Source organism: Chryseobacterium arachidis, assembly GCF_900129245.1.
GTDB lineage: Bacteria > Bacteroidota > Bacteroidia > Flavobacteriales > Weeksellaceae > Chryseobacterium > Chryseobacterium arachidis.
The window spans coordinates 779,324-802,538 of record NZ_FQUT01000001.1 but is presented as its reverse complement, the minus strand read 5'-3'; the positions used below and the strand labels follow the sequence as shown (position 1 = coordinate 802,538).

23 protein-coding genes and 2 pseudogenes are annotated in these 23,215 nt (G+C 38.4%); 12 read left to right on the top strand and 13 right to left on the bottom strand.

Annotation, left to right across the window (positions count from 1 at the left end; genetic code table 11):
* The 6 genes from BUA89_RS03645 to BUA89_RS03620 all read right to left on the bottom strand — a co-directional run.
* A partial coding sequence (locus BUA89_RS03645) for a cupin domain-containing protein (protein WP_143152255.1) occupies positions 1-359 on the bottom strand: 359 nt, incomplete at its 3' end.
* A gap of 24 nt (positions 360-383) precedes the next feature.
* Positions 384-1,514: an L-dopachrome tautomerase-related protein gene (locus BUA89_RS03640; RefSeq protein WP_083531583.1), complete on the bottom strand. Its 1,131-nt coding sequence runs from the start codon at positions 1,512-1,514 to the stop codon at positions 384-386.
* Positions 1,515-1,538: 24 nt separating this feature from the next.
* On the bottom strand, positions 1,539-2,474 hold the full coding sequence (locus BUA89_RS03635; RefSeq protein WP_072953253.1) for an NADP-dependent oxidoreductase: 936 nt from the start codon (positions 2,472-2,474) through the stop codon (positions 1,539-1,541).
* Between the two features lie 62 nt (positions 2,475-2,536).
* Positions 2,537-3,613 carry an L-dopachrome tautomerase-related protein gene (locus BUA89_RS03630; RefSeq protein ID WP_072953252.1) on the bottom strand — a complete coding sequence of 359 codons (1,077 nt, stop codon included), beginning with the start codon at positions 3,611-3,613 and terminating at the stop codon, positions 2,537-2,539.
* A 116-nt stretch (positions 3,614-3,729) separates the two neighbouring features.
* Positions 3,730-4,458: a metallophosphoesterase family protein gene (locus BUA89_RS03625; RefSeq protein WP_072953251.1), complete on the bottom strand. Its 729-nt coding sequence runs from the start codon at positions 4,456-4,458 to the stop codon at positions 3,730-3,732.
* Between the two features lie 11 nt (positions 4,459-4,469).
* Positions 4,470-5,627 carry an MFS transporter gene (locus BUA89_RS03620; protein ID WP_072953250.1) on the bottom strand — a complete coding sequence of 386 codons (1,158 nt, stop codon included), beginning with the start codon at positions 5,625-5,627 and terminating at the stop codon, positions 4,470-4,472.
* An 84-nt stretch (positions 5,628-5,711) separates the two neighbouring features.
* Here BUA89_RS03620 and BUA89_RS03615 point away from each other — a divergent pair, with 84 nt between their 5' ends.
* Positions 5,712-6,572, top strand: a complete 861-nt coding sequence (locus BUA89_RS03615) for a helix-turn-helix domain-containing protein (protein WP_072953249.1) — start codon at positions 5,712-5,714, stop codon at positions 6,570-6,572.
* A 30-nt stretch (positions 6,573-6,602) separates the two neighbouring features.
* Here BUA89_RS03615 and BUA89_RS03610 read toward each other — a convergent pair whose 3' ends face one another.
* From BUA89_RS03610 to BUA89_RS03595, 4 genes are all read right to left on the bottom strand, one after another.
* Complete coding sequence (locus BUA89_RS03610) at positions 6,603-7,493, bottom strand: helix-turn-helix domain-containing protein (RefSeq protein WP_072953248.1); 891 nt, start codon at positions 7,491-7,493, stop codon at positions 6,603-6,605.
* A 60-nt stretch (positions 7,494-7,553) separates the two neighbouring features.
* Positions 7,554-8,387, bottom strand: coding sequence for an alpha/beta fold hydrolase (locus BUA89_RS03605; RefSeq protein WP_072953247.1), 834 nt, complete (start codon positions 8,385-8,387; stop codon positions 7,554-7,556).
* Positions 8,388-8,518: 131 nt separating this feature from the next.
* Positions 8,519-9,343 carry an SDR family NAD(P)-dependent oxidoreductase gene (locus tag BUA89_RS03600; protein WP_072953246.1) on the bottom strand — a complete coding sequence of 275 codons (825 nt, stop codon included), beginning with the start codon at positions 9,341-9,343 and terminating at the stop codon, positions 8,519-8,521.
* Between the two features lie 215 nt (positions 9,344-9,558).
* Positions 9,559-10,098, bottom strand: coding sequence for a carboxymuconolactone decarboxylase family protein (locus BUA89_RS03595; protein ID WP_072953245.1), 540 nt, complete (start codon positions 10,096-10,098; stop codon positions 9,559-9,561).
* 403 nt (positions 10,099-10,501) lie between these two features.
* Between BUA89_RS03595 and BUA89_RS23480 the strand changes: the two are divergent.
* Positions 10,502-10,576, top strand: a pseudogene (locus BUA89_RS23480) (hypothetical protein); the annotation flags it as partial.
* Between the two features lie 37 nt (positions 10,577-10,613).
* On the opposite strand, the gene BUA89_RS03585 reads toward BUA89_RS23480, so the two are convergent.
* Together BUA89_RS03585 and BUA89_RS03580 are read right to left on the bottom strand one after the other, a co-directional pair.
* Positions 10,614-11,813, bottom strand: a complete 1,200-nt coding sequence (locus BUA89_RS03585) for an MFS transporter (protein ID WP_072953244.1) — start codon at positions 11,811-11,813, stop codon at positions 10,614-10,616.
* 34 nt (positions 11,814-11,847) lie between these two features.
* Complete coding sequence (locus BUA89_RS03580; RefSeq protein WP_072953243.1) at positions 11,848-12,669, bottom strand: SDR family NAD(P)-dependent oxidoreductase; 822 nt, start codon at positions 12,667-12,669, stop codon at positions 11,848-11,850.
* A gap of 157 nt (positions 12,670-12,826) precedes the next feature.
* On the opposite strand from BUA89_RS03580, the gene BUA89_RS03575 reads away from it, so the two are divergent.
* Positions 12,827-13,732, top strand: a complete 906-nt coding sequence (locus tag BUA89_RS03575; RefSeq protein ID WP_083531582.1) for a helix-turn-helix domain-containing protein — start codon at positions 12,827-12,829, stop codon at positions 13,730-13,732.
* Between the two features lie 29 nt (positions 13,733-13,761).
* Positions 13,762-13,988 (top strand): annotated as a pseudogene (locus BUA89_RS03570) (YWFCY domain-containing protein); the annotation flags it as partial.
* A 207-nt stretch (positions 13,989-14,195) separates the two neighbouring features.
* Here the strand turns inward: BUA89_RS03570 and BUA89_RS03565 are convergent.
* Positions 14,196-15,026, bottom strand: a complete 831-nt coding sequence (locus BUA89_RS03565) for an AraC family transcriptional regulator (RefSeq protein ID WP_072953242.1) — start codon at positions 15,024-15,026, stop codon at positions 14,196-14,198.
* A gap of 81 nt (positions 15,027-15,107) precedes the next feature.
* Here BUA89_RS03565 and BUA89_RS03560 point away from each other — a divergent pair, with 81 nt between their 5' ends.
* The 8 genes from BUA89_RS03560 to BUA89_RS03525 all read left to right on the top strand — a co-directional run bounded on the left by BUA89_RS03560 (position 15,108) and on the right by BUA89_RS03525 (position 23,164).
* Entirely contained in the window at positions 15,108-15,500 is a 393-nt protein-coding gene (locus BUA89_RS03560; RefSeq protein WP_072953241.1) for a DoxX family protein, read from the top strand.
* A gap of 4 nt (positions 15,501-15,504) precedes the next feature.
* Positions 15,505-16,467 (top strand): polysaccharide deacetylase family protein, encoded by a 963-nt coding sequence (locus tag BUA89_RS03555; protein WP_072953240.1) that lies wholly within the window; start codon positions 15,505-15,507, stop codon positions 16,465-16,467.
* A 120-nt stretch (positions 16,468-16,587) separates the two neighbouring features.
* A complete protein-coding gene (locus BUA89_RS03550; RefSeq protein WP_072953239.1) occupies positions 16,588-17,391 on the top strand; it encodes an SDR family oxidoreductase in 804 nt (267 codons plus the stop codon).
* Between the two features lie 36 nt (positions 17,392-17,427).
* Positions 17,428-18,345, top strand: a complete 918-nt coding sequence (locus tag BUA89_RS03545; protein WP_072953238.1) for a helix-turn-helix domain-containing protein — start codon at positions 17,428-17,430, stop codon at positions 18,343-18,345.
* A gap of 622 nt (positions 18,346-18,967) precedes the next feature.
* Entirely contained in the window at positions 18,968-19,852 is an 885-nt protein-coding gene (locus tag BUA89_RS03540; RefSeq protein ID WP_072953237.1) for an MBL fold metallo-hydrolase, read from the top strand.
* Between the two features lie 176 nt (positions 19,853-20,028).
* Complete coding sequence (locus tag BUA89_RS03535; protein ID WP_072953236.1) at positions 20,029-21,222, top strand: MFS transporter; 1,194 nt, start codon at positions 20,029-20,031, stop codon at positions 21,220-21,222.
* Positions 21,223-21,458: 236 nt separating this feature from the next.
* The gene (locus BUA89_RS03530) at positions 21,459-22,283 is read left to right on the top strand and encodes a helix-turn-helix domain-containing protein (protein WP_228420516.1); all 825 of its coding nucleotides are present in this window, start codon (positions 21,459-21,461) and stop codon (positions 22,281-22,283) included.
* Between the two features lie 302 nt (positions 22,284-22,585).
* Positions 22,586-23,164, top strand: a complete 579-nt coding sequence (locus tag BUA89_RS03525; RefSeq protein WP_072953234.1) for a Crp/Fnr family transcriptional regulator — start codon at positions 22,586-22,588, stop codon at positions 23,162-23,164.
* The last annotated feature ends 51 nt before the right edge of the window (positions 23,165-23,215 follow it).

Sequence of the window (23,215 nt, the reverse complement as noted above, 5' to 3'; positions counted from 1 at the left end):
CTGAAAAAATCGATGTCAATCGTATCATCCTCCAACGCCGTAAAACTATGAGGAACATTCGGTGGAATGATGATTCCGTCTCCGGCTTTTACGATATATTCTTTGTCCAGAATTTTCACTTTTACACTTCCTTTGGTAATCAGAGAATACTGTTCGTTGGAGTGCTGATGGGTCGGAACCACCGCTCCTTTTTTATAAGTAAAATATCCGATCGTTCCCTGTTCACCGGAAATCATTCCTCTTGTGAGAAGTTCGTTAACGGGTTTTGTTGGTAATTCCTTCAAGGTAAATGTCTGGACATTTTGGGCAGAAATTTTCATAGCAAACAGCATAGTCATCATTAATAATAGATTCTTCATTTTTGTAATTGAATTAATTGGATTTTAAATTTTAATTCTAAACACTTTAAAAGGCTTTTTAAACTGCTCTTTCCCATTGTGAAACCAAGGCATCAGCTGAATCTGAGAATTGGAAATGTATAAATATCCATCATCAGAAATACTGTAACTGTCCGGCCAGATCAGTTTTTCATCGTCCTCTACAATCGTCTGCATTTTCAGATCCGGAGTAATTTTCACGATTGAATTTTTCTCCAAATCTCCCAAATACAGATTTCCTTTTTTATCGAAAATCATACCGTCTGTCGTAATGAATTTCCCTAAATCTTCTACACTTTTGTTTAAGACAACTTCATTGGTTTTAAAATCTCTCAACAAATCGGTTTTAATTCTGTACAAGCGGTTGTCCGTAAGTGGTTTGTAGTATAGATACTGATTATCGGGAGTCAGTGCAATTCCATCTGAATTCACTTTCAGCAAAGAACCGTCGCCTTTTTTAAGTTCTGTACCTAAAGGAGAAAAATGATAATTCGGGTCAGATTTCACGGATGGAGAATTGGCTAAAACCAATCTTGAATCTCCCGTATTAATATTCAAAACCACGATTCCGCCTGTATTTGAATTGCTTAAATACGCAAAACCATTTTCATTATCCACGCGGATATCATTGATGTAAACATCTTCGTTCACCACATTTTCAGGAAATCTGTAGATTTTCTCAATTTTATTTGTGGCTAAATTGATTTTCACCACTTTACTGCTGTGTTGATACACTTTTCCAAGTCCGATTCCTGCCGCATCCACTACCCAAAGAAATCCTTTGTCATCGGTAACTACAGACTGTACCGTTACAAATTTGTTTTGTCCGTCTTCACCTTTTTTGAAACTGTTCCATTCCACATCAGGATACGGAACCGGTTTTCCGTCTTTCACCTCAACCACGGAATAGGAATGGGTGTCCAGCCAATAAGGATAATTCACAAAGACCCGGTTATCTTTTGCCACGGCAACACCCGTTAACTGATACGTACTGTCTGAGAAAACCTCTTCTAACTGTGTATTTTTTTCGGTCAAAACTTCGCTATTACCCAATTGTTTGGGTTGTTTGGAAGATTCTTTGCAGGCGACTAATGAAACCAATGCCATTGCCAGTACTGCTATATTTTTTAAGTTCATTTTGATAATTTTAAATAATAGATTTTACAAAGTCACCACGATTTTACCAACTGTTCTGCCAGTTTCCTGCTCCAGATGGGCTTCTCTCATTTGTTCGAAAGGAAATATTTTTGAAACGTGAGGTTTTACAGCACCGCTTTCCAATAAAGAAGCAATCTGTTTCATATCTTCACCGCTGGATTGCACGAGAATAAAATAGCCTTTCACGCCTTTTGATTCTGCTTTTGAAGTCACCTGTTCATTCAAACCCGTCGGAATACTGATGATGGAACCGCCTTCTTTCGTTACTTCAAGGGAATGGTCGATATTGTCTCCGCCAATTGTATCCAACACAAAATCAAAAGTTCTGCCCGCTGATTTCCAGTCGAAACCGTGATAGTCGATATGTGAATCTGCGCCTAAACTCAAAACAAAATCTTTGTTTTTTGCGGAAGAAGTTCCCGTTACTTTCGCCCCCAAATGTTTGGCGATCTGCACCGCGATATGTCCCACTCCACCCGAAGCGGCGTGAACCAAAACGTTTTGCCCTGGCTGAATATTCGCATTGTGAACCAAAGCCTGATAGGCTGTAAGCGCAACCAAAGTGGAAGCCGCAGCGTCTTCAAAAGAGATATTTTTAGGTTTTAAAGCCAGTTGATTGGCCGGAGCTGCGACATATTCAGCATATGCTTTTCCGTGTCCGGGGAAATTAACCATTCCGAAAACCTCATCGCCAACTTTAAAATCTGAGCTTTTAGTTTCTTCCACAATTCCTGAAATATCCCAACCCAAAATCAATGGATTTTCTGTTTTGATTCTTCCGTAAACACCTTTTCCGGCACGGCTTTTCACATCTACCGGATTGATGCTGATGGCTTTTACTTTTATTAATACTTCGCCTTCGTTAATGGTTGGTTTTGCCAATTCTACGTATGCTAAATTTTCTACGCTTCCGGCTTCTTTTAAAACAATTGCTTTCATAATATTGATATTTTTTTAATGTTATTTATTTGAATTACTTTAATTTAAATCTTGAACTCAATTTAATTTCTTAATGGTTTCGCATTGATTTTCAGGTTGTAAATCACCACCGGAAATTTCACTTTGCTTTTTCCGTTCTGAAATGCAGCCAAGCGGTTCAGCTGGCCTGTCGGAATCCATAGATATCCGTCGTCATCAATCCATAAAGCGTCTGCCCAAAGCAATCTTTTATCTTTAATGACCAGTCTTTCTTTTCCTTCCGGTGATATTTTGATGATTTCACTTGTATTGACATCGCTTACATAAATATTTCCCTCTGCATCAATGGCGGTTCCTCCTGTTGATGGGGTTTTGTAGAATAATTCAACTTTGGACGTCAAATCTTTTTCGGATAGATTTTCATCATTCAGAAATTGAGTTTCAACTCTCCAAAGCGGGCCGCTTGCAGGCTGGAAATACAGCCATTTTCCATCGGGAGAAAGTTCCAGTTGGTCTGCGTGGATTCTCACTTCATTTCCCTTTTCATCTTTCATTATTTTTCCTTCTGCTTTTATCGGTAAATTGTCGGTGGTTGAAGGGTGATTTTCTAGAACACGTCTGCCTTTTCCCGTCGTTTTATCCAAAATAATTAAAGCCGGTTCGCCCGCGTCGGTCAGGTAAATCGTATTTCCCGAAATTCTTAGATCATCAATAAAAGTCGAAGGTTTTGCAATTCCTGAAAGTGGAATAATCTGCTGAACGGTATTGGTTTTAGTATCGATAGAAACCAGTTTCAAAGCATTTCCTGATAATGGATTTTGTCCCATCGAAGGCGTTCCCGTATCGACAATCCAAAGCAAACCGTTCGGTCCGACTCTCAGAGAATTGGTTCTTACGAATTTCTCATTTACGTCTGCTCCCGATTCCCAATTGTTCCAGTCTTCATTTGGATAGGGAATGATTTTTCCGTTTTTCAGAACTTCCCCGATTCTCATTCCTTTGTCACCTTCAATTCTTGGGAAATTAACAAAGACTCTTCCGTGTGAACTTGTTGTAACACCGTTCCAAACAGTATGGGAAATAGCTACTTTCTGCAGTTGTGATTTAGCAGAGATTGCTAGGGTTAAAAATAAACTCAGTATAATTGCTTTCGTTTTCATATTGCCTATCATTGTCTCTTATTGATTTTGATAAGACAAAGTTAGCTCGGCAGCTGCTGGATAAATAGTTCATTTATCCGAAAGAATAGTACAGAAATACAAAAAACAATTATATCTTATTTTTGTAAGAGAAAATCCCCATAGAAATCTGGGATTTCACTTGCATAAATCTGTTGAGCCACAAAACTGGTGTCATAATCTATTTTCACAATTTCAACTTCTATCTTATTTTTGTTTAACGTTAAATAGCAGTAGGAGGCTTTTCTGTCTGCCTCCCTGCTTCTCCCAACAGAGCCGGCATTAATCAGAAGCTTTCCCGAACTTCTCTGAATATATGGCTGATGCGTGTGCCCCATTACCATTGTATCATAATTATGAACAGACAGGTATTCTGCTAAGCCCAACTTGGGATCTTTCTCAAACAAGTATTCATCATTACTGAAGGGAGTAGCGTGCACCAATAGTATTTTACAGGCATAATCTTCATCTGACAGCGTAACAGATAGACTTGCAGGTAAAGTCCGCAGCCATTTTTTATGATCTTCTGTAATTTCTTTTTTGGATATTGTGATTGCTTTATGCCTGACTAAGGATTCTTGTAGATGGTGATGTTTTAAGTTAATAATAGGCAGATCAAAGGCAATGCGTTCATCGTGATTTCCCATTACACAAGGTATTTTAAGATCCCGTACAAGCTGGATCACCTCATTGCCCCAAGGTGCAAAATCGACAAGATCACCCAAGCAATAAATATCTTTAATGCCCTTGCATTTAATGTCAGCCAAAACCTCAATCAACGCGGTTAAATTAGAATGGATATCACTTATTATTGCAATCTGTTTCATCTGAATTTTATTTATAGTTTATGAGCTCTTGATAACGTAATAATTCCAAATGCAATAAAAGACCAGACAAGCATCTGAATGATGGCAACTGTCCAACCACCAATGCTCCAGCTCAGCAGCCCAAAATACGTTCCTACTCCTGCACCGATGAAGTAGGTAGTCATATAGATTGTATTGAGACGGCTGTGAGATTCCTCGTCGAGAGCATATATTCTGGTGAAATTTGTGATCTGTGTTGCCTGAACACCAATGTCTAAGAAGAAAATGGACAACAGTAAGACCCATAGAGAAAATGGAAATATTAATAGAGCCAATAGACTTAAAAATATCAGTCCGACGGTAAAATAAAGATTATTGAATACATTTCCCTTATCTGCCCTCTTGCCAAAATAAGGAGCGACAAGTGCACCTCCTATTGCTATCAGGCCGAACATACCAATAGTCGACACTGAGTAATTAAACGGTTCCCCACTAAGATGAAAGGTTAATGTCGTCCAGAATGAACAGAATATACCAAAAGTAAAAGCACCAAGTAAAGCGGCCTGTCTCAAAGTTTTAAATTTTTTGATCAGCTTTAGTGTTGATGACAATAGATTGAGATAATTCCCTTTAAATTTAGGCGGAATTTCAGGCAGAAACCTAGACATTAGATACAAGCTGATAATGATCAATCCGGCTGAAAACAAGAACACACTTTGCCAGCCATAAAGATCTGCTAGCCATCCTGCAATAACACGGGAACTTAAGATACCGCAAAGAATGCCACTAAAAACAATGCCGACATTTTTACCGCGCTGTTCCTTATTGAGCGCCGCAGCCATCGGCAGGATGATCTGTGCTGGAGTTGAAAGGACACCCGTCAGGAAGCACAAAATCAATAACGTAGGAAGACTTGTAGTAAAGGATATGGCTACGAGTACTGCTGCTAACAACAGAGAAAGAAATAAAATCAGACGTTTGCGATTGACTTTATCCCCCAAAGGCAGCAGGAAAAACATCCCTAATCCATAACCGACCTGAGCTAATACCGATATTTTTCCAACATTATTTTCATGGCTGTTCAACGAATGAGAGATCTCATTCAGAAGGGGCTGACTGTAATAAACGTTAGCTACAATGGCGCCAGCCGAGAATGCCATTACAGGAATTGTAAATTTATTTTTAGACATTGTAAAGTAATTTCATGCAAACTTATGATTGAAGAAAAATAAAATATTGTACATTACGACAGTAATTTTGTACAAATCATCACAATGAAACTTATTCAGTTTGATCCGCTTTTCATCAGACATTTTAAAACCAGGGAGTGGCCTTTTCCGCTGCATAGCCATAATCATTATGAACTTATGTTGATCAGCGAGGGATCCGGTATTCATATTTTGAATGGAAAAAGAAACAATTTCAAAAAAAATACAATCTTCTTTCTTGCCCCGGAGGATGTTCATGATTTCGAAATTATTGAAGAGATACAATTCAGCGTTTTAAAATTTCTGCCGGCCGTCCTGAAAAATGGGACCAATGTCAGTATGACCGATTATTGGGACAACCTACTGATATTTTTGGCGATGGAATGGAATTATTCAAACAAAGCATCAGAGGATTCGCAGCTTTACAAGACTCTAAGAAATATTATCGATATAATGGTTATGGAGTGGAAAAATTATAGCGAGAAAATTACAGAGGTCCATACCCATCTGCTTCGAAGCTTACTTCTCATAATGGATCAGCATTTAAAAATAAGTACGGATAAAATAGCAGATACTTCAGCTATATCCAAGATAGAACGCATCCAAAATTATATTCATCAGTACATCCATGAGCCTGATAAATTACTGATTAAAACGATTGCTGTACATTTTAGTTTATCAGACTCTGGATTAAGGCAATTTTTTAAAAATAAGATGGAGATGCCCATCAATCAATACATCAGTGAACTAAAAATCAAAATGATCAAAAGTAGAATTGCACACAGTGACCTGACGCTTTCTCAGGTAGCTCTGGAATTTGGTTTTGCTGACGCAAGCCATTTCAATAAGTTTTTCTTTAGATTTGAAAATCAAAACCCTTCCCAATTCAGATTGTCAATAAAGAACAAAAAGAATGCACACATGTAAAATGTATGCATTTGTAAGTTAACATTGAAATTAATTCAGCTGTGATTTTCTGAATTCCAGTGGTCGCATACCCGTCTGCTTCTTAAATAATTTCGTAAAATAGGAGGCATTCTCAAATCCTAAATGGTAGGCTATTTCCGCAACTCCCTTTTCTCCCAATCTCAATAGATTTTTAGCCTCTGAAATAAGAAATATATGGATGAGCTCCAAAGCAGTTTTCCCTGTTTCCTGTTTTAGTACATCACTCAAATAACGTGGTGAAATAAATAGCTGATCGGCAATATAGGTAACGCTTGGCAGCCCGTCCTTTTCCAGACCTCCTTCATCAAAATATTTTTTGAGGATCTCATTGAATTTAGATGCTGTTTTACCATTAACCTGTTCTCTGTCTATGAACTGTCTTTTGTAAAAACGTTGCGCATATTTCAAGATGGAAGAAATATGACTCAAAATAATCTCGCGGCTGTATTCATCGGGATTATTAAAATATTCGCGTTGAATTTTCGAGTGCAGCTCCAGAATTATCTGCTCTTCTTTTGGAGAAAGTTGCAGAGCCTCGGTTACATCATAGTCAAAAAAGCCATAACTGTTAATGCTTTTAAAGAGCTCGTGCCCGTTCAGATAATCTTCATGGATCATAAGCATATAGCCTTTTTCTTCAAATTCAAGGTCTTTCATCTCAATGATCTGTCGTGGTTTAGCAAAGAATAGACAACCGTTATCGTGGTCGTATTTTGTACGTCCGTACATAAACATCCCTGATTTTATCTTTTTAAAAGCAATGATATAACAATCTGTGGTAAATTCCCTATTTCCCAATGGGCAGGCTGCCTGACAGCCGATCATACTGAACAGCGGATTTTCCGGGGCGTCCCAGCCATTTCCCGTGTGTAACTCTGTAAGGCTTTTATAATGTTTCATTATAATTTATTTTAATCGAATGTACGACAATCTCCTTTCATTTTGATTGATTGTCTGATCTTAAGATAAGAATAAGTTAACGTATCCTGCCGTAAGCTCCGGATATTGATGCTGAGGACCGTGTCCCGCATCATTTAAAATAATATGCTGCATTGTAGGTGCATTTTTCAGTAGCGGAAACCAGTTTTCTGTTGCAAAGCTGATGTCGTGGTCCCCGGAAATAACCAAAACGGGAGATTTCAGGGTTTTATAGCCTTCTCTGAAGTTCAGTTTATCTTCTTTCATCGTTGCCGAACCCGCAATATATCTCTGGAAAACCTCCATCGTAGAAGGAATTAACGAACGTTCTAATCTCTGCCCGATTCTGTCGTGAGATTCCTTGGCTGCCTGTCTGCTTTTTTCGGAAGCCGGCTCAAAGAACAGATAATATTCGTCTTCCAGATCATTAATCGGTTTTAAAGCGTGGTCAAAAAACACCTGCTCGATTGGAATTGCATTTTCTCCCGGAGGATTGGTTCCGATTAAAACAGTTTTTAATACTCTTTCCTGATTCTGAAAAGTAACAGCCTGCGCCACCAATCCACCATAAGACCAACCCAACACATTAAACTTATCGATTCCCAAATGGTCTGCCAAAGCCGGAACCGTACCCGCCACTTCTATAACATCCAAAGGCAGCTCTCCTTCTGAGCTTCCGATGCCCGGATAATCAAAAAGAATGACTGTATTTTTTTCTGCCAATGAATCCAGAAATAAAGGATCCCAGGTATCCATAATTCCTCTGAATCTGTTCACAAAGAATAACGGAGCGCCGTTTCCGATTTGTCTGTAAGCAATTTTGTTATTCTTGATTTCTGCGAATTTTGTTTCTGCGTTTAAGGCTGTAGTTTTCATAAATATTAAGATTTTGCTTGATATGTATTAATTCAAACTTGGAAATATTTGCTTGGAAATAATTTATCAAAACAGCGGAAAATTAGCACAAAAAAAAACGATGTTATTATTCCGCTGATTTGAATTTTTTATTAATGACCGTGAGCTGCGATACTCACTTCTTTCCAGTTTTGAATATCATTTAATCTTTTCGTGTAAACCTCATTCACAACGTGATAAGCAATTTTACCAAACAATAATCTTTGCGGAGGAGTTTGATTGTCGATAAGATTCAGAACTGGCTCCACGGTAGCTTCCGGTTTTCCCCACGTCTCAGGATTTTCTCCACTTTCTGCAAAAGCCGCACGCACCGGATTGTAATCTTCAATATGCGAAGAAGTCTGAACCGCAGAAGCTCCGGCCCAGTCCGTTGCGAACCCATTAGGTTCAATTAAAGTGGTTTTGATTCCCAAATGTGCTGTTTCTGAACCAATCGTTTCAATCAAACCTTCCACTGCAAATTTTGAGGCGTTATACAATCCTAAAAGCGGTAAAGTCGTTAATCCCAAAAAGCTGGAAATCTGAATAATATGCCCACTTTTCTGTTTTCTCATCACGGGTAAAACGGCCTGTGCTACCCAAAGTGAACCGAAAAAGTTGGTTTCCATCTGTTCTCTCGCCTGTTGTTCCGTTGTTTCTTCCGTCGTTCCGAATAAGCCGAAACCTGCATTATTGATCAAAACATCAATTTTTCCGAAGTGTTTTACCACCTGTTCCGTTACTTCAAAAACTTCTGAACGGTTGTTGACATCCAGCTTCAAAGGAAGAATGCTGTCACCGTACTTATCTTTCAAATCCTGCAATGCATCGATATTTCTCGCTGTGGCTGCAACTTTATCCCCTCTTTTAAGTAAGGCTTCAGCCCATAATTTTCCAAATCCTTTGGAAGCTCCTGTTGTAAAAACTATTTTGCTCATTGTTATTTTTCTTTTTTGTTTACTCAAAATTATCCTTTTCTGTAGACGTAGAATAGCGCATTTCAGCTGAAGTATAGCACATAATTACGGTATAGCTTTAGCTGCCTAATTCGCCCTACTTATTGTAATAATCGTAAATGGGATAGATCTTTTTTAAAAAGAGCTCCTTCTATTTCTAAAAGAAGCTCTCACCAACACTTCAATTAAAACACTTATTATAAACTTTTTGCTGCCGGAAAATCAATTGGGATCTGGGTGTTTGCAAAAACATAATTAGTGAAACTTCTTAGGGCAACCAGGGCTGTAAGTTCTACGATCGCTTTCTCATCCAGACCAACCCCATAAAAGTTTTCCAATGCTGCATATCCGGCATTACCTTTATTTTTTGCAATCGACTGGGCAAGTTTTATAATTGCATCTAATCTAACATCCTCAACACTTCCCTTTCTGATTCTTAACGTATCTTCCTCGCTAAAGCCATTTAATTTAGCCAGCATAGTATGAGCAGCAAGACAGTAATCACAATCATTCACCTGGGACACCACCAGGTTGATCGCTTCTCTTTCTTTTGCGGTGTAAGAAGAATTATGCGCCAATGTTGCTTCTGTTTCCAGCATCGCTTTTAAAGCTGATGAAGAATAACCGATAGTTGCATAAAGGTTCGGGATCTTGCCCATTTTTTTCTCTACCGATGTTAAAATGACCTGAGCTTCTTGGCCCAATTGTTCTTTGTGTGGAACGTTGACAGTTTTCATATTTTTATTCTTTATTATTTTTTTAATGAATCTTCCAATTGTTAGCTGGAAGCACTTGTTTATTATTTCATTTTTGATAAAACAAAGTTACCACGGATAATGCCCCTGTAAGTAGCCCGTTTGAGCTGAAGAATAGCACAGATTTACGAAAGATGAGACATTCGTAGAGATCTATGCGTAATTCCGTAAAATCTGAAAATTTCCACCCCTTCACTCTTCGAGTTTTGTAGTTAGAATTTTAAATTATTCAACATGAAATAGACAGTTATGATCACAAGGCATCCTTTTAACAGTATATACCAGAAAAACCATAATCAACATATTCATCTGCATTTGGTTGAAAAGGCAAAGTCGAAGTTGCTTCCACTAAATCGGTCAGTGAAAGTGCATATAAAATGGGCTTCACCCTACACACTTTTCAAAAGTATTTAAAGCAAAAACAGGCGAATCTCCCGTGGAGATTCGCCTGTCCAAATAGAATTTTGTGCTACTTTATATTGTTCAATTCAGCATTTTTACTGCTCAGTCCTTGTTAAAACTGATCTCTTGAAAATAAAAATCCCAAGAAAAGTCAAAACCACGATCAGTAAATTGACCATTGCAATGCTCTGAACATTTTTTATCTCAAATAAATTGATCAGTCCATAACCGGCAATAGAACTAATGACGTAAATACCCCCACCTGTCAGCCCGCTTGCTACTCCTGCATTCTTGCTAAAACGCTGTAAACAGTATGCATAGACATTATTGAAAATGAAACCGGAGAGGAAATGGATAAGCAGCGTAAAAATAAGCAGTACATAAAATCCATTCGCCCCAAATGATATAATGGTCATCAGACCTGCGAAAATCAATTGTAGGATCACGGCTGTATTGATCTTTAAGAAGAGATTTTTGTTTATCAACACCTTTGAGGTGATTCCGCCCAGCATCAGAGCAAGTCCTGAACCCAGCGAACTGTAGCCGGTTACAACCGGTGAATAAACAAAAACCTTTTCTATAATAAACGGACTACTTATCCCGTAAATAACGAGCAGCGAATAGCTCAGACCGATAATAAGCAGCCCCATACTAAAATCCACTGTCTTTAGCATACCTGAATAGACATTTAGGATCTGCTTTCGGTTAAAGGACTGGAATTTCTGGAGTGATTCACCTGTATATCTGAACTCGAAAAATAGGACAAATGCTGTCAAAAAGCCCAAAAGATAAAAATTCGACTGCCAGCCAAATGTTACCTGGAGATACCCGCCGATAAAGGGTGCGACAATTGGAGCCGTTGCCCATACAATCGAAAATAGGCTCGTATAGTGCTTCAGCTTTTCACCACTGTACATATCAACAAAGAATGCCCTCTTTCCAACGATGATTAGTGATACTGTTATACCCTGTATAATGCGCATTACATAGATAACCCCGATATCAGGAACCAGTGCAATAATAAAACTGGCGATTGAAAATACGATTAGGGCAAACAAGTTGATCCTGTATCGCCCAAAGCTGTCCAGAATGCTACCGATAAAGAGCTGGCTGAGACCGGAGCTTACCATGAAAAGCAATAAGGAAAGCTGCACCTGCTGTACGGAAACGCTCAGATCACCGGCCATTGCAGGCAGCGAGGGAATGTAAATATCGGTCGTTAGTCCTCCGAGCGGAATCAGTATAAAAGCAAGCAGTGTACTGATGTGTAAATATTCTATTTTTTGGGCTTTCATAACTATGTTTAACTATGTATAAAAAAGCACGGGGTTACCCGTGCGCTGCTTCTGAAACATCTTTCCACTCCTTCCACTGTTGAAGTTTTTCACCATACACTCTTTCCGTTTTCACATATCCTAACTTTCCAAGGAATAATCTCAACGGTGGATTATCGCTGTCGATCAGTTTCAATATAGCAGGAACAGTGGCTTCAGGCGTACCATAATCATCAGGACCAAGCCCTTCTATTTTGGTCAGGCTTTCTTTCAGCGGATTATATACATCCAACTGATCGCCAAATACTGCTGAGCTCCCTCCAAACTCGGTTTTGTAACCATTTGGTTCGATCAGGGTAACATTGATACCAAAATCTTTAACCTCGCTGGCCAGCGCTTCACTCAATCCTTCAACCGCAAATTTGGTTGCATTGTAAATACCTAAAGTAGGAAGGCTCCATACACCTAATACACTTGAAAGCTGGATGATGTGCCCATGTCCCTGCGCTCTCAGAATCGGAAGTGCCGCCTGGGTCACCCATAGTGTTCCGAACAGATTAGCATCGAAAACATCTCTAGCGACTTTTTCACCGACTTCCTCCACCGCGCCAAAAACGCCATAGCCCGCATTATTGATCACCACATCAAGCTGACCGAAATGTTCCTTAGCTTTGTTAACGGTTGCAAATACGGCTTCTCTATCGGTGATATCAAGCTGAAGCGGTAAAAATTGGTCGCCATATTTTTCTGATAATGCTGTAAAAGCATTAGCTTTTCTAGACGTTGCCACGACGTTGTCCCCACGTTGCAATAGTGCTTCTGTCCAAAGTTTTCCAAATCCTGAAGTTGCTCCTGTAATAAAAATTGTCTTTGCCATTTTGTTATTCTTTAAATTATTATTTGTTATTTTGATAAGACAAAGTTATATCCAGAATAGGCCTTTGCTCTACTCCATATCAGCGGAAGAATAGCACAGATTTACGAAAATGTAATTTTGAAACATTTTAACAAGCAAATTCCTAAAATTAGAGACATTGGAAAAGATCAACCATTATAAAAGCATAACTGAACTTCATGAAAAAAGTGGCTTTGAAACTCCGAAGCATCCACTTTTGAGCCTGATGACCTGCAAAGAACTCATGACCTATTCGGTCGGAGAAGACAGGTTCACCGGAGACTTTTATATGGTTGCACTGAAAAAGATCAAATCTGGATACGTGCTTTATGGTAAAACCAAATATGACCACAGCAACGGTTCTACTGTTTTTATGAAACCAAGACAAATTATCGAGGTTAGTAATGTCCAGTTTGCGGAAAAGGGTTTTGTCATTTTTTTCCATGAGGATTATCTGGCGGGCCACATGCTGCATGATCAGATCAAAAATTATGGTTATTTTGAATATGAGATTAACGAGGCCCTGCACCTATCCCCTGCGGAGGAGGTCATCATGTGGGAGCTGTATGAAAAAATACGCAAGGAATATGACGAAAACTCGGACGAATTCAGTCGCGAAATTATCCTGTCACATATTGATTCCATCCTCAAATATTCAGACCGTTTTTATAAAAGACAGTTTGTAGATCGAAGCAGCAACGTCTCGGGAACCACGCTAAAAAGATTTCAGATTGTACTACAGAACTATTTTGATAAGAAGCTTCACCTTAAAGAAGGATTGCCTACCGTGAGTTATCTTGCTGGAGAACTTTTTCTCTCGAGCAGATATCTGAGTGACCTTCTTAAACAGGAAACTGGAAAAACGGCTCTTGAGCATGTTCATATCTACCTGATAAAAGAAGCAAAAAACCTGTTGTTGGGATCAAATAGCAGCATATCTGGAATTGCTTATGATCTGGGCTTTGAGAGTCCTTCTTACTTTACACGTCTGTTTAAAAAAGTAGCAGGCTTAACGCCCGCTCAATTTAAGGAAGCGAAGAACTGATTTATGATATAAGAGGACTCTCCTAGATCATGGCATTTATGTGGGTGGTCAGTATCCTATTGGTATTGATGAATTTCTACTGGTTCTGCTATTCTTTTTCCACGACCAGGGATGGACATTGGAAGTCATAGAACGAATCATGAAAAATTTCCGGAGAACTTCCGGTCTATTTAATAATTCTTCCTACAGAAAACTGTTTGCCCTAATATTATTGGCGCTTAGCTGCCTTGGAACAAAAGGTGTAAAAAATGGAAAATTCAGGTGTCTTTGTAATTAAGCAAACTATAGCCACTCTTCGCAATACCTTTCCATTAGGAATATCTTCAATTTACTTTTCTACAATTGTCGAGCTGTATGTGCCATCTACCTGCTCTGCAGTTTCTAAAGCCTGATATATTTTAGACATAATAATTATTTTGTATAACCATTTCATCTGGATAATAGCGCAGAATTACATCCTGCATTACCTAAAGTTTTTCTTTCGGTACGAGGAAGGAGTTATGTCATTATATTTTTTAAAAATCCGGTTTAGATGGCTTTGGTCCGTAAAACCAAATTCTAAAGCAATTTCACTAATACGCATATCAGTCAACTTTAATCGGCTTTCTATCAGCTTCAATTTGTAAAGCATAATATATTGTTGCAGGCTCTCTCTGGTATGTTTTTTAAAATATTCTCCCATATATTTTGGAGAAAGGTGAAAATGTTCAGCTATTTGATTGATTTTTAATTTTTCCGGCTCGAAAATATGTTGGTGCAGGTAGTTTATAATGGACATTACACCCGAAATTTTACCATTGAAAACTTCTTTTTCCTGCAAGGTAAGGTTGCGGGCAGCGTAGGTTATTATGGTATTGATTAACTGTTGGATTATTTGTTCTTTCTGGGGTGAATTACTTTCTTTTTCACGGATGAGTGCCTCAACAGCAGCACGGATAAACGGCTTGTCGGTGATGGTTTTTAGTATGCAGCCTGGCAAATGATTGTGGCTGTTAAAAATATATTCCAATTCACGGATGTTTTGACTGTTCTGTGTTTTGATATAATCATTATTAAACCTGATGAAGAAAAAACGGCTATAAGCATCTACATTGAAATAGTGAGTATCCTGCGGAAATATAAGAAATAATTTATCTGGAGCATAAGGCAATTCATGCTCGTTGATGATCTGTAGTCCGGTTCCATCAAGTACAAAAACCATTTCAAAAAATGTATTCCTGTGTGATTTCGCTTCATAATATTGTGTTTCAAGCAATTCCAATTCGTAGGAACTATATAGATTCTGCACATTCATACCTGCAATTTTACAAAAAAAACCTGTAATAATCCTTGTTTCAGATATTGCATTTAATAGAACTTTGTACAAAATTTTATTATGAACGATATATCTTATTTGATGTTGCGCCTGGTGGCAGGCATCAGTTTTCTCGGGCACGGTTTGGTACGGTTACCCAAACTCACCGCTTTCAGCCAATGGATGATCGAAACTTTTTCAAAATCCATGTTGCCGCAAAGTTTAATATCACCCTTTAGCTACATCTTACCGGTGGCAGAATTCACGATCGGCATATTGTTGATTTTGGGCATATTTTCTCCCAAAGTTATCATTGCAGGATTTGTTGTGATGATTATATTAATGTTTGGCACTTGCTTGATAGAGAATTGGGAAGCTCTTCCATCGCAAATGATGCACGCCATCATTCTCGTTGTGTTGTATCAATTCATTTCAGCAAACAGCATTTCATTAGACCAATTTTTTAAAAAATAAAAATATGATGGACAGACGAAAATTCATTAAACAAAGCGGTTTGCTCACCACAGCAGGATTGGTTGGGAGCGCCGTACCACTTTCGGGAATGGCACAGAGCACAAACAATCTGCGAGCAGATCCAAATGCAAAAAACTCCAAATGGCTGGATGGATCCCGTCTGGTAGTTTCAGTTTCGATGCAGTTTGAAGCTGGCGGACAACCCGAAAATGCAGAAAGTCCTTTTCCTCAAAATATGGAAAAAGGCTATAGAGATTTGCCGGCAGCAACCTGGTATGAGTACGGATATAAAGAAGGTATTCCTCGTATGCTTGATAACTGGGATAAATTGGGTGTAAAAATCACATCACATATGGTGGGCTCTGCGGTTCTAAAAAATCCGGCATTGGCAAAAGAAATTGTAGATCGCGGTCACGAAGCTGCTGCACACGGTATGAACTGGGCTACACAATACACAATGTCTTACAATGACGAGAAAAAATTTATAGAAGACGGTGTTCATGCCATCAAAAAAATTACGGGCTTCAATGCAATCGGCTATAATGCTAATTGGTTGCGTAGGGGCGAAAACACATTAAAAATTTTGCAGGAATTGGGATTTTTATACCATATTGATGATTTGAGCAGAGACGAACCTTTCATTCAAAAAGTAAATAGTAAAGATTTTGTAACCGTGCCTTATACTTTGCGTTGTAACGATATCCAATTGATTGAGGGTAAAAATTTCTCTGTTGATCAGTTTGTAAATCAGGTGAAAATGGAATTTGATCAATTGTATGAAGAGTCAGAAAATCGCAGAAGGCAAATGTCCATAAGCTTCCACGACCGTATTGGTGGTACACCGCAAATGGTGCAGGCAACGAAGGAATTATTTACATATATCACAAATCACGAAGGTGTAAGCTTTAAGCGTAAAGACGAAATTGCAAGAATGGCATTAGAAGATAAAACAACCATAAGGGAGTAAATAATACCACCGTCAGTAGATCACAAAATCAGAGAAATGTATAAGACATTCCCTAAAATCGACAAGTGATTCGTCTTTGCTTATCGGAACTTTGTCTAAGAAATTTTAAACAAATTCATTATGAAAAATACAGTATTGATCACAGGTGCATCATCGGGATTGGGAAAAGCAAGCGCTAAATTATTTCAGCAAAACGGATGGAATGTCATTGCTGCAATGCGTTCGCCGGAAAACGAAAAAGAACTGAATCTTCTTGCAAATATTCTTTTGGTAAAACTGGATGTCACAAATCCACAGCAAATTCAGGAAGCGATAACAAAAGGAACAGAAATATTCGGTTCAATTGATGTTCTGTTGAACAGTGCAGGCTACGGATTGATGGGCGTTTTCGAATCTTCAAGCCCTGAACAGATCCAAAAACAATTTGAAGTCAATGTTTTTGGTCTGATGAATGTTACCAAAGCCGTCTTACCGATAATGCGAACCCAGAAAAAAGGAACCATCATTAATATTTCTTCATTCGGAGGAGTGACGGCTGGGCCTTTTGCCAGTTTATACAACAGCTCGAAATTTGCAGTGGAAGGATTTTCCGAAGCTTTGCATTTTGAAGTTTCTCCCTTTGGAATTGATGTAAAAATCGTGGAACCGGGCAGTATCGCCACCAATTTCAGAAGTGGAATCGAGATGATTCAAAATACAATTGAAGAATACAATACGGAATTGGCAGCGTTTATCCCGAAATTCACCAAACGTACAGAACATCTTCCGAAAGCAAGCGCAGAAGAAGTTGCAGAAACTGTTTTCAAGGCTGCAACGGATCAACTTTCCAAATTAAGATATGTGATTGGCGAAGATGCACAGTATTATATCGATTTGAAAAACAAAAATTCCGAAGAAGATTTTCTGAGACTGATGCAGAATTAATCATTAGAAAACTTTAATTTTAACTAAAATCAGAAAATGTCAGAAGCTTTTATTTCCATAAAATCTGTTGCAGACCTTCATCGCTTTTATAATTACGAAAGTCCTAAGCATCCTTTGATTACGGTGATTGATCTGAAAAACGTAAGCCGTTCCGACGAAAATTTCGCAGACTATCTATACAGCCTTGATTTATATACGATTGTTTACAAAAAATTTAAAGGAAGTTTAAAATACGGACGTTCAAATTATGATTTTCAGGATGGAACTTTAATGTTTACCGCTCCGAATCAGGTGATGAGTCCCAGTGCGGATACAGAGATTGAGGAAGGTTGGTTTCTGGCATTTCATCCTGATTTTATTTACGGTTCGGATTTAGGCAGAAAAATTCAGAAGTACAGTTTTTTTCAATACGAAAGCAATGAGGCACTTCATATTTCGGAAGATGAAAAAGTTTTGCTTGATGAAGTGACTGCAAGAATTAAAAAAGAATATTCCCAGAATATTGACCGCCATACGCAGGGATTGATTTTAAACCAGATTGAAATGCTTTTGAATTATTCTGATAGATTTTATGACCGGCAGTTTTTCACCCGAAACAAAACAGGAAACGATGTAACACAACGTTTTGAAAGTCTACTTAATAATTTTTTTACTGACGACCATTTGATTGAAAAAGGGATTCCCGAAGTAAAATATTTCGCCGAAAAACTGAATCTTTCTTCCAACTATCTGTCAGATTTGCTCAGTAAATTTACAGGCAAAACGACGATAGAGCACATTCATCTGAAATTGGTCGACAAAGCAAAAAATATCCTTTTGGGAACTACAAAATCGGTAAGTGAAATTGCTTATGAACTCGGATTTGAACATCCCTCCCACTTCACCAAAATTTTTAAAACCAAAGCCGGAGTTTCTCCGTTACACTTCAGAAAACAGTTTCCTGAGCAGAATTAAAACCAATAGACAAGATTATCCCACTATATTACATAGTGGGCATTTCTAAAAGAATGGTCTCACGTTGCGTCTTGAAGTGACAGTTTTTTTGAATCTGGCCGAACTGATCTTTCGGTCAGGCTTTTTTGCAGCCTTTTCGGGAGTAACCTATTAATCTATTTATGCAATAAATGCTGCTGAGAGTAAATCTACAATTCGCAGAGAACTATCGCTTTACTATTATATAACTATTTTGCCATTCCTTTGCCCCGACAGTTGCGATAGATTTTAATCCCCGCGTAGGTCTAAAATTGATATAGATCCAGCAAATAAATATAGATTAAACAAGAAATGCTGAGTAAGATCGATTTGTAGTCGAATTACTTACCTGTTCAACTCTCTCCGACTCTCATAATATCTTGACCAAGGTGCAATAGATTTAATTTTTCATTATACCTTAATTAGTAACCAATTAGAAGACTTAGTGAGACACTTAAATATATTCCATATTAAAAAAACCATGTTAGATCATCAGTTTATCCAATAATCTGCGCAATCGGAGTTTTGTGCTAATCTTCAGCTCATATATACTAACCGAGCGAGCAAGGGCGCTCTAACTTTGTCCTATCAAAAAAAAGGAAAAATGGAAACAATAGAAAAAATTGAAGCTAAGGACTTTTTTAAGTTCACATTAGGCTCATTGGAACTGATCGTAATAAGTGATGGTGAATTTGATCTGGATCCCATACAGCCGCTCTTTGCACCGGACAGAGACCCGGATGAGATCATCGAATTTTTAGAGGGCCGCGACCATCTTCCCCATAAATTGGTATTCGAGGGAAATGTCCTTCTTGTTAAAAACGGTGAACATACAGTGTTAATCGACGCAGGAAGTGGACAGACTTCAGGTCCAACCGTAGGCAAAATAGTTAAGCACCTTTCGGCGGCAGGAATTGAAAAAGAAGATATCACTGAAATTGTCCTTTCACATGCACATCATGATCATATTGGCGGAATAATGGATGAAAATGGTGCATTCACTTTTCCAAATGCAAAAATTTTCATTGCCAAAGCCGAAAACGATTTCTGGCTGTCTGAAAAACCCGATTTTTCAAAAGGGTCAGATAACCAAATGGCAGAATTTCAAAGCGCCTTTGCTAAAAGGCATATCATCTTTGCGCAACCGAAACTTCATTTCTTCGAGGACAACGATGAATTATTTGGCTTTCTGAAATTAAATCTTGCGCCAGGCCATACCCCGGGCCATACTGTTATTACCATTTTCTCCGAAGGAGAGGAACTGGTTCACTTTGCTGACGTGTTCCAACACGTAATCCTACTTGGCCATCCTGAATGGGGGAACCAGATTGATGTTGATTTCCACCAAGCTGTAAAAGCACGTAAGGATATGGGAACACATCTTGCAGAATCCAAGAAATTTACTTTTGGGGACCACCTTCCATTCCCAGGTTTAGGATTTATTGAAAAAAGAGATGATACATTCCATTGGGTTGCCAAAGAAATATAATATTATCTGATCCTCCGTGCTGGACAACAGTTTGATGTCGATTCATAGCAGAAGACTGGGGACGTCCGCATGGAGGAAATAATTTTTCAATGGCAAAAAATCGATGATCAACTAACAAAAAAGAACCCCACGGCCGTTAGATGGCTGTGAGTTTCTATAAATAACCAATCATTCAAATGAAAAAGCAAAGCCTCGAATTTCTTCACATCAGTACCTTACTTGCCTTCATACTAATTCCGCTTGGTGGGTTAACAACAGATATATACATCCCTTCCCTACCGGCTATGGCGGGAAAGCTCAATGTTGACATACAGGCAGTCCAGCTGACCCTTTTGTTATTTATGGTAAGTTCAGGAGCCAGTCAGTTGTTCATAGGAAGTATCCTTGATAGTTTCGGAAGATACAGGATTAACATCGGTGCACTGATCGTATTTTCAGCAGCAAGCTTTATTATTGCTTCTGTACCGAATATTTACTCCATTTATGCCATGAGGATTATTCAGGGAATCACGGTTTCTCTTATTATAGTTGGCAAGAGGGCCTTTTTTGTGGATATGTTCAGCGGAGAAAAACTCAAAAATTATACAAGCCTGTTCTCCATTGTGTTTGCTACAGCACCGATTGTGGCTCCCTTTTTGGGAGGCTACCTGCAGACGCATTGGGGCTGGGAGGCAAATTTCTACCTACTGGGATCGCTTGCTATCATCGTACTCTTCTTTGAGTTGAAGTACACAGGAGAATCTCTCCAGAAAACAAAGGCTTTTAATTGGAAGAACATCAAAGATGTATATAAAACGATGCTGGGTACCCCGGATTTCACACTCGGACTGGTGATTGTTGGTCTTAGTTACTCCCAACTGGTAATTTACGGGATGGTCAGTCCTTTCATTATAGAGAAAAAATATGGATTTTCCGCACTTGTGACAGGTTATAGCTCGCTTTCTTCAGGTGTTGCACTAATGATCGGAGGTATCATATCTAAAATAATGCTCAAAAAAACCCTGATTTCCAAATTATTTCCCGCAATTATCTTATCATCTGTTATCGTGGTTCTGATGATGTTTTTCACTGCTGGCCACGAGAATATCTGGATGCTCTTAGGCTTCACCCTACCCATCCATATCTTAAGCGGTTTTGTTTTTAACAACGTATATGCTTATTGTCTTCAACGTTTCACTCAGAGTGCGGGCACTGCTAGCGGATTAACAGGTGGGGGTATCTATATCATAAGTTCAGCCATGGGCTATGGTCTAATCCACCTGTTTGATATCAGGACGACCCATTTCTTTTCTTTTATAAACGCGATTATCGTGTTCTTATTAATCATTGCCATATACGTTTTCTCGAAAATCAGCAAAAGAAGCAAATAATAGAAAAGTCTTCACAAAAATTAAAAATTCCAAAATATTATTGGCGCTGCAGACAGAACCAAAGTTTAGTGGAAGCAGGAACAATCAGAGTTTAGGTTCAAGGCGGAAATAAATTGATCAGTTTGGCAAGCAGTACTTAAATACTTAAATTTACTAAATAGAATAAAGAAATGAAACACTACAGCTCACTTGCACAAATGCATCATGAGAATCAATGGAATCCCCCGCTAAATCCGATGTTTAGCATAGTCGGTTTTTTATCGGAATGCACATTGGGAGACCGGGAGTTCACTTCGGACTGTTATGTTATTGCTTTCAAAAAAATAATCAGCGGTCAATTTATGTACGGGAGAACCCGGTATGACCATGATAACGGATCATTATTTTTTATGAAACCGAGGCAGATTATCGAAATGAAAAATCTTCAATATGAGAAAGATGGATTTATGATACTTATACATGAAGATTATCTTAAGGGGCATGAGCTCAATAATCTGATTGAGCGCTATGGTTTCTTCGACTATGAAACCAATGAGGCGCTGCATCTTTCCAGTAAAGAGGAACAGACCATTTGGGATCTTTACGGCAAAATCGAGGAAGAGTATAAAAATAATCCTGATGCATATAGCAGAGAGATAATACTCTATCACGTTGCGGCGATACTGAAGTATTCACAGAGATATTTCAAGAGACAATTTGTAGACCGGCAACTGGCCTCAGGTAAAACTGTTTCCAGGTTTGATGAAGTCCTAAAGACCTATCTGGCAAAGAACAGCATAAAAGATCAGGGATTGCCAACGGTATTTTATATGGCAGAACAACTACACCTTTCGCCACGGTATTTGAGCGATCTACTAAGGCAGGAAACTGGTAAGACGGCACTGGAGCTCATCCATCTTGCCCTTATTTCAGAAGCAAAGAATTCGCTCCGCCTGGGAAATCAGACGGTTTCGGAAATAGCCTATGAACTGGGCTTTGAGAATTCTTCATACTTTGCCAGACTTTTTAAAAAGCAGACCGGAATGACCCCGGTAGAATACAGGAAAGCCCAATTGAACTGACGATCACCGTTTTCCTTCGAAGTCTTATAATAAAATATATTTTGAGTAAGACACACAGTATCATTTAGATTAAAAGATCAATGCTTAACATTGCAACAGCGCAATAGAGATATTCTTCGTATTTAATCGTGTATTATTTTGAAAAATTTATCAATAACAATACACGATCACTATCGGACAGATCGTGTCGGAATACAATACCTGGCTGATTTCAGCAGAAAAATAAGAAATAAATACGTTTTAAAATTTTAACCAATTATTAGCGATATAATAATTAAATTTGTTCTATAACTATGAAGTAAATGTTCGAGATTTTCCAAAAATACCTTACCGAAAAAATAGCACTTTCTGATGATGAAATACAATTAATAGAATCTGTTTGCAAACAAAAAAGACTCCGCAAGAAACAGTTTCTTTGTCAGGAAGGAGATATTTGGCAGTATAATGCTTTTATCTGCAGAGGTTTGGTAAAAACCTTTTTCATCGCTGAAAACGGAACAGAACATATCATCAACTTTGCCCCCGAAAATTATTGGACAGGCGACCGAGAAAGCCTCCACAGTGGAAACCCTTCACTTCTCAACATTGACGCTATCGAACCTACAGACGTGATTTTAATTGAAAAAGCAAATTTTGAAAAGTTATGTGCAGAAATTCCTCAGTTAAATCAATTGGTTAATCAGATTATTCAGAAAAGCTTTATTGTTTCACAAGGTCGAATTTTAGCGAACATCAGTTTTACGGCAGAGGAAAAATATCAAAATTTCCTTGAAAAATATCCTCATATCGTCAATCGTATCCCTCAGCACATGATTGCATCTTATATCGGAATCACTCCCGAAACGCTTACCAGACTGCGTAGAAATATGTTCAAGAAATAAAAACGCTTCATTTCATTGACATTTGTTTGCTATTTTTTCGAGCTTTTGTCA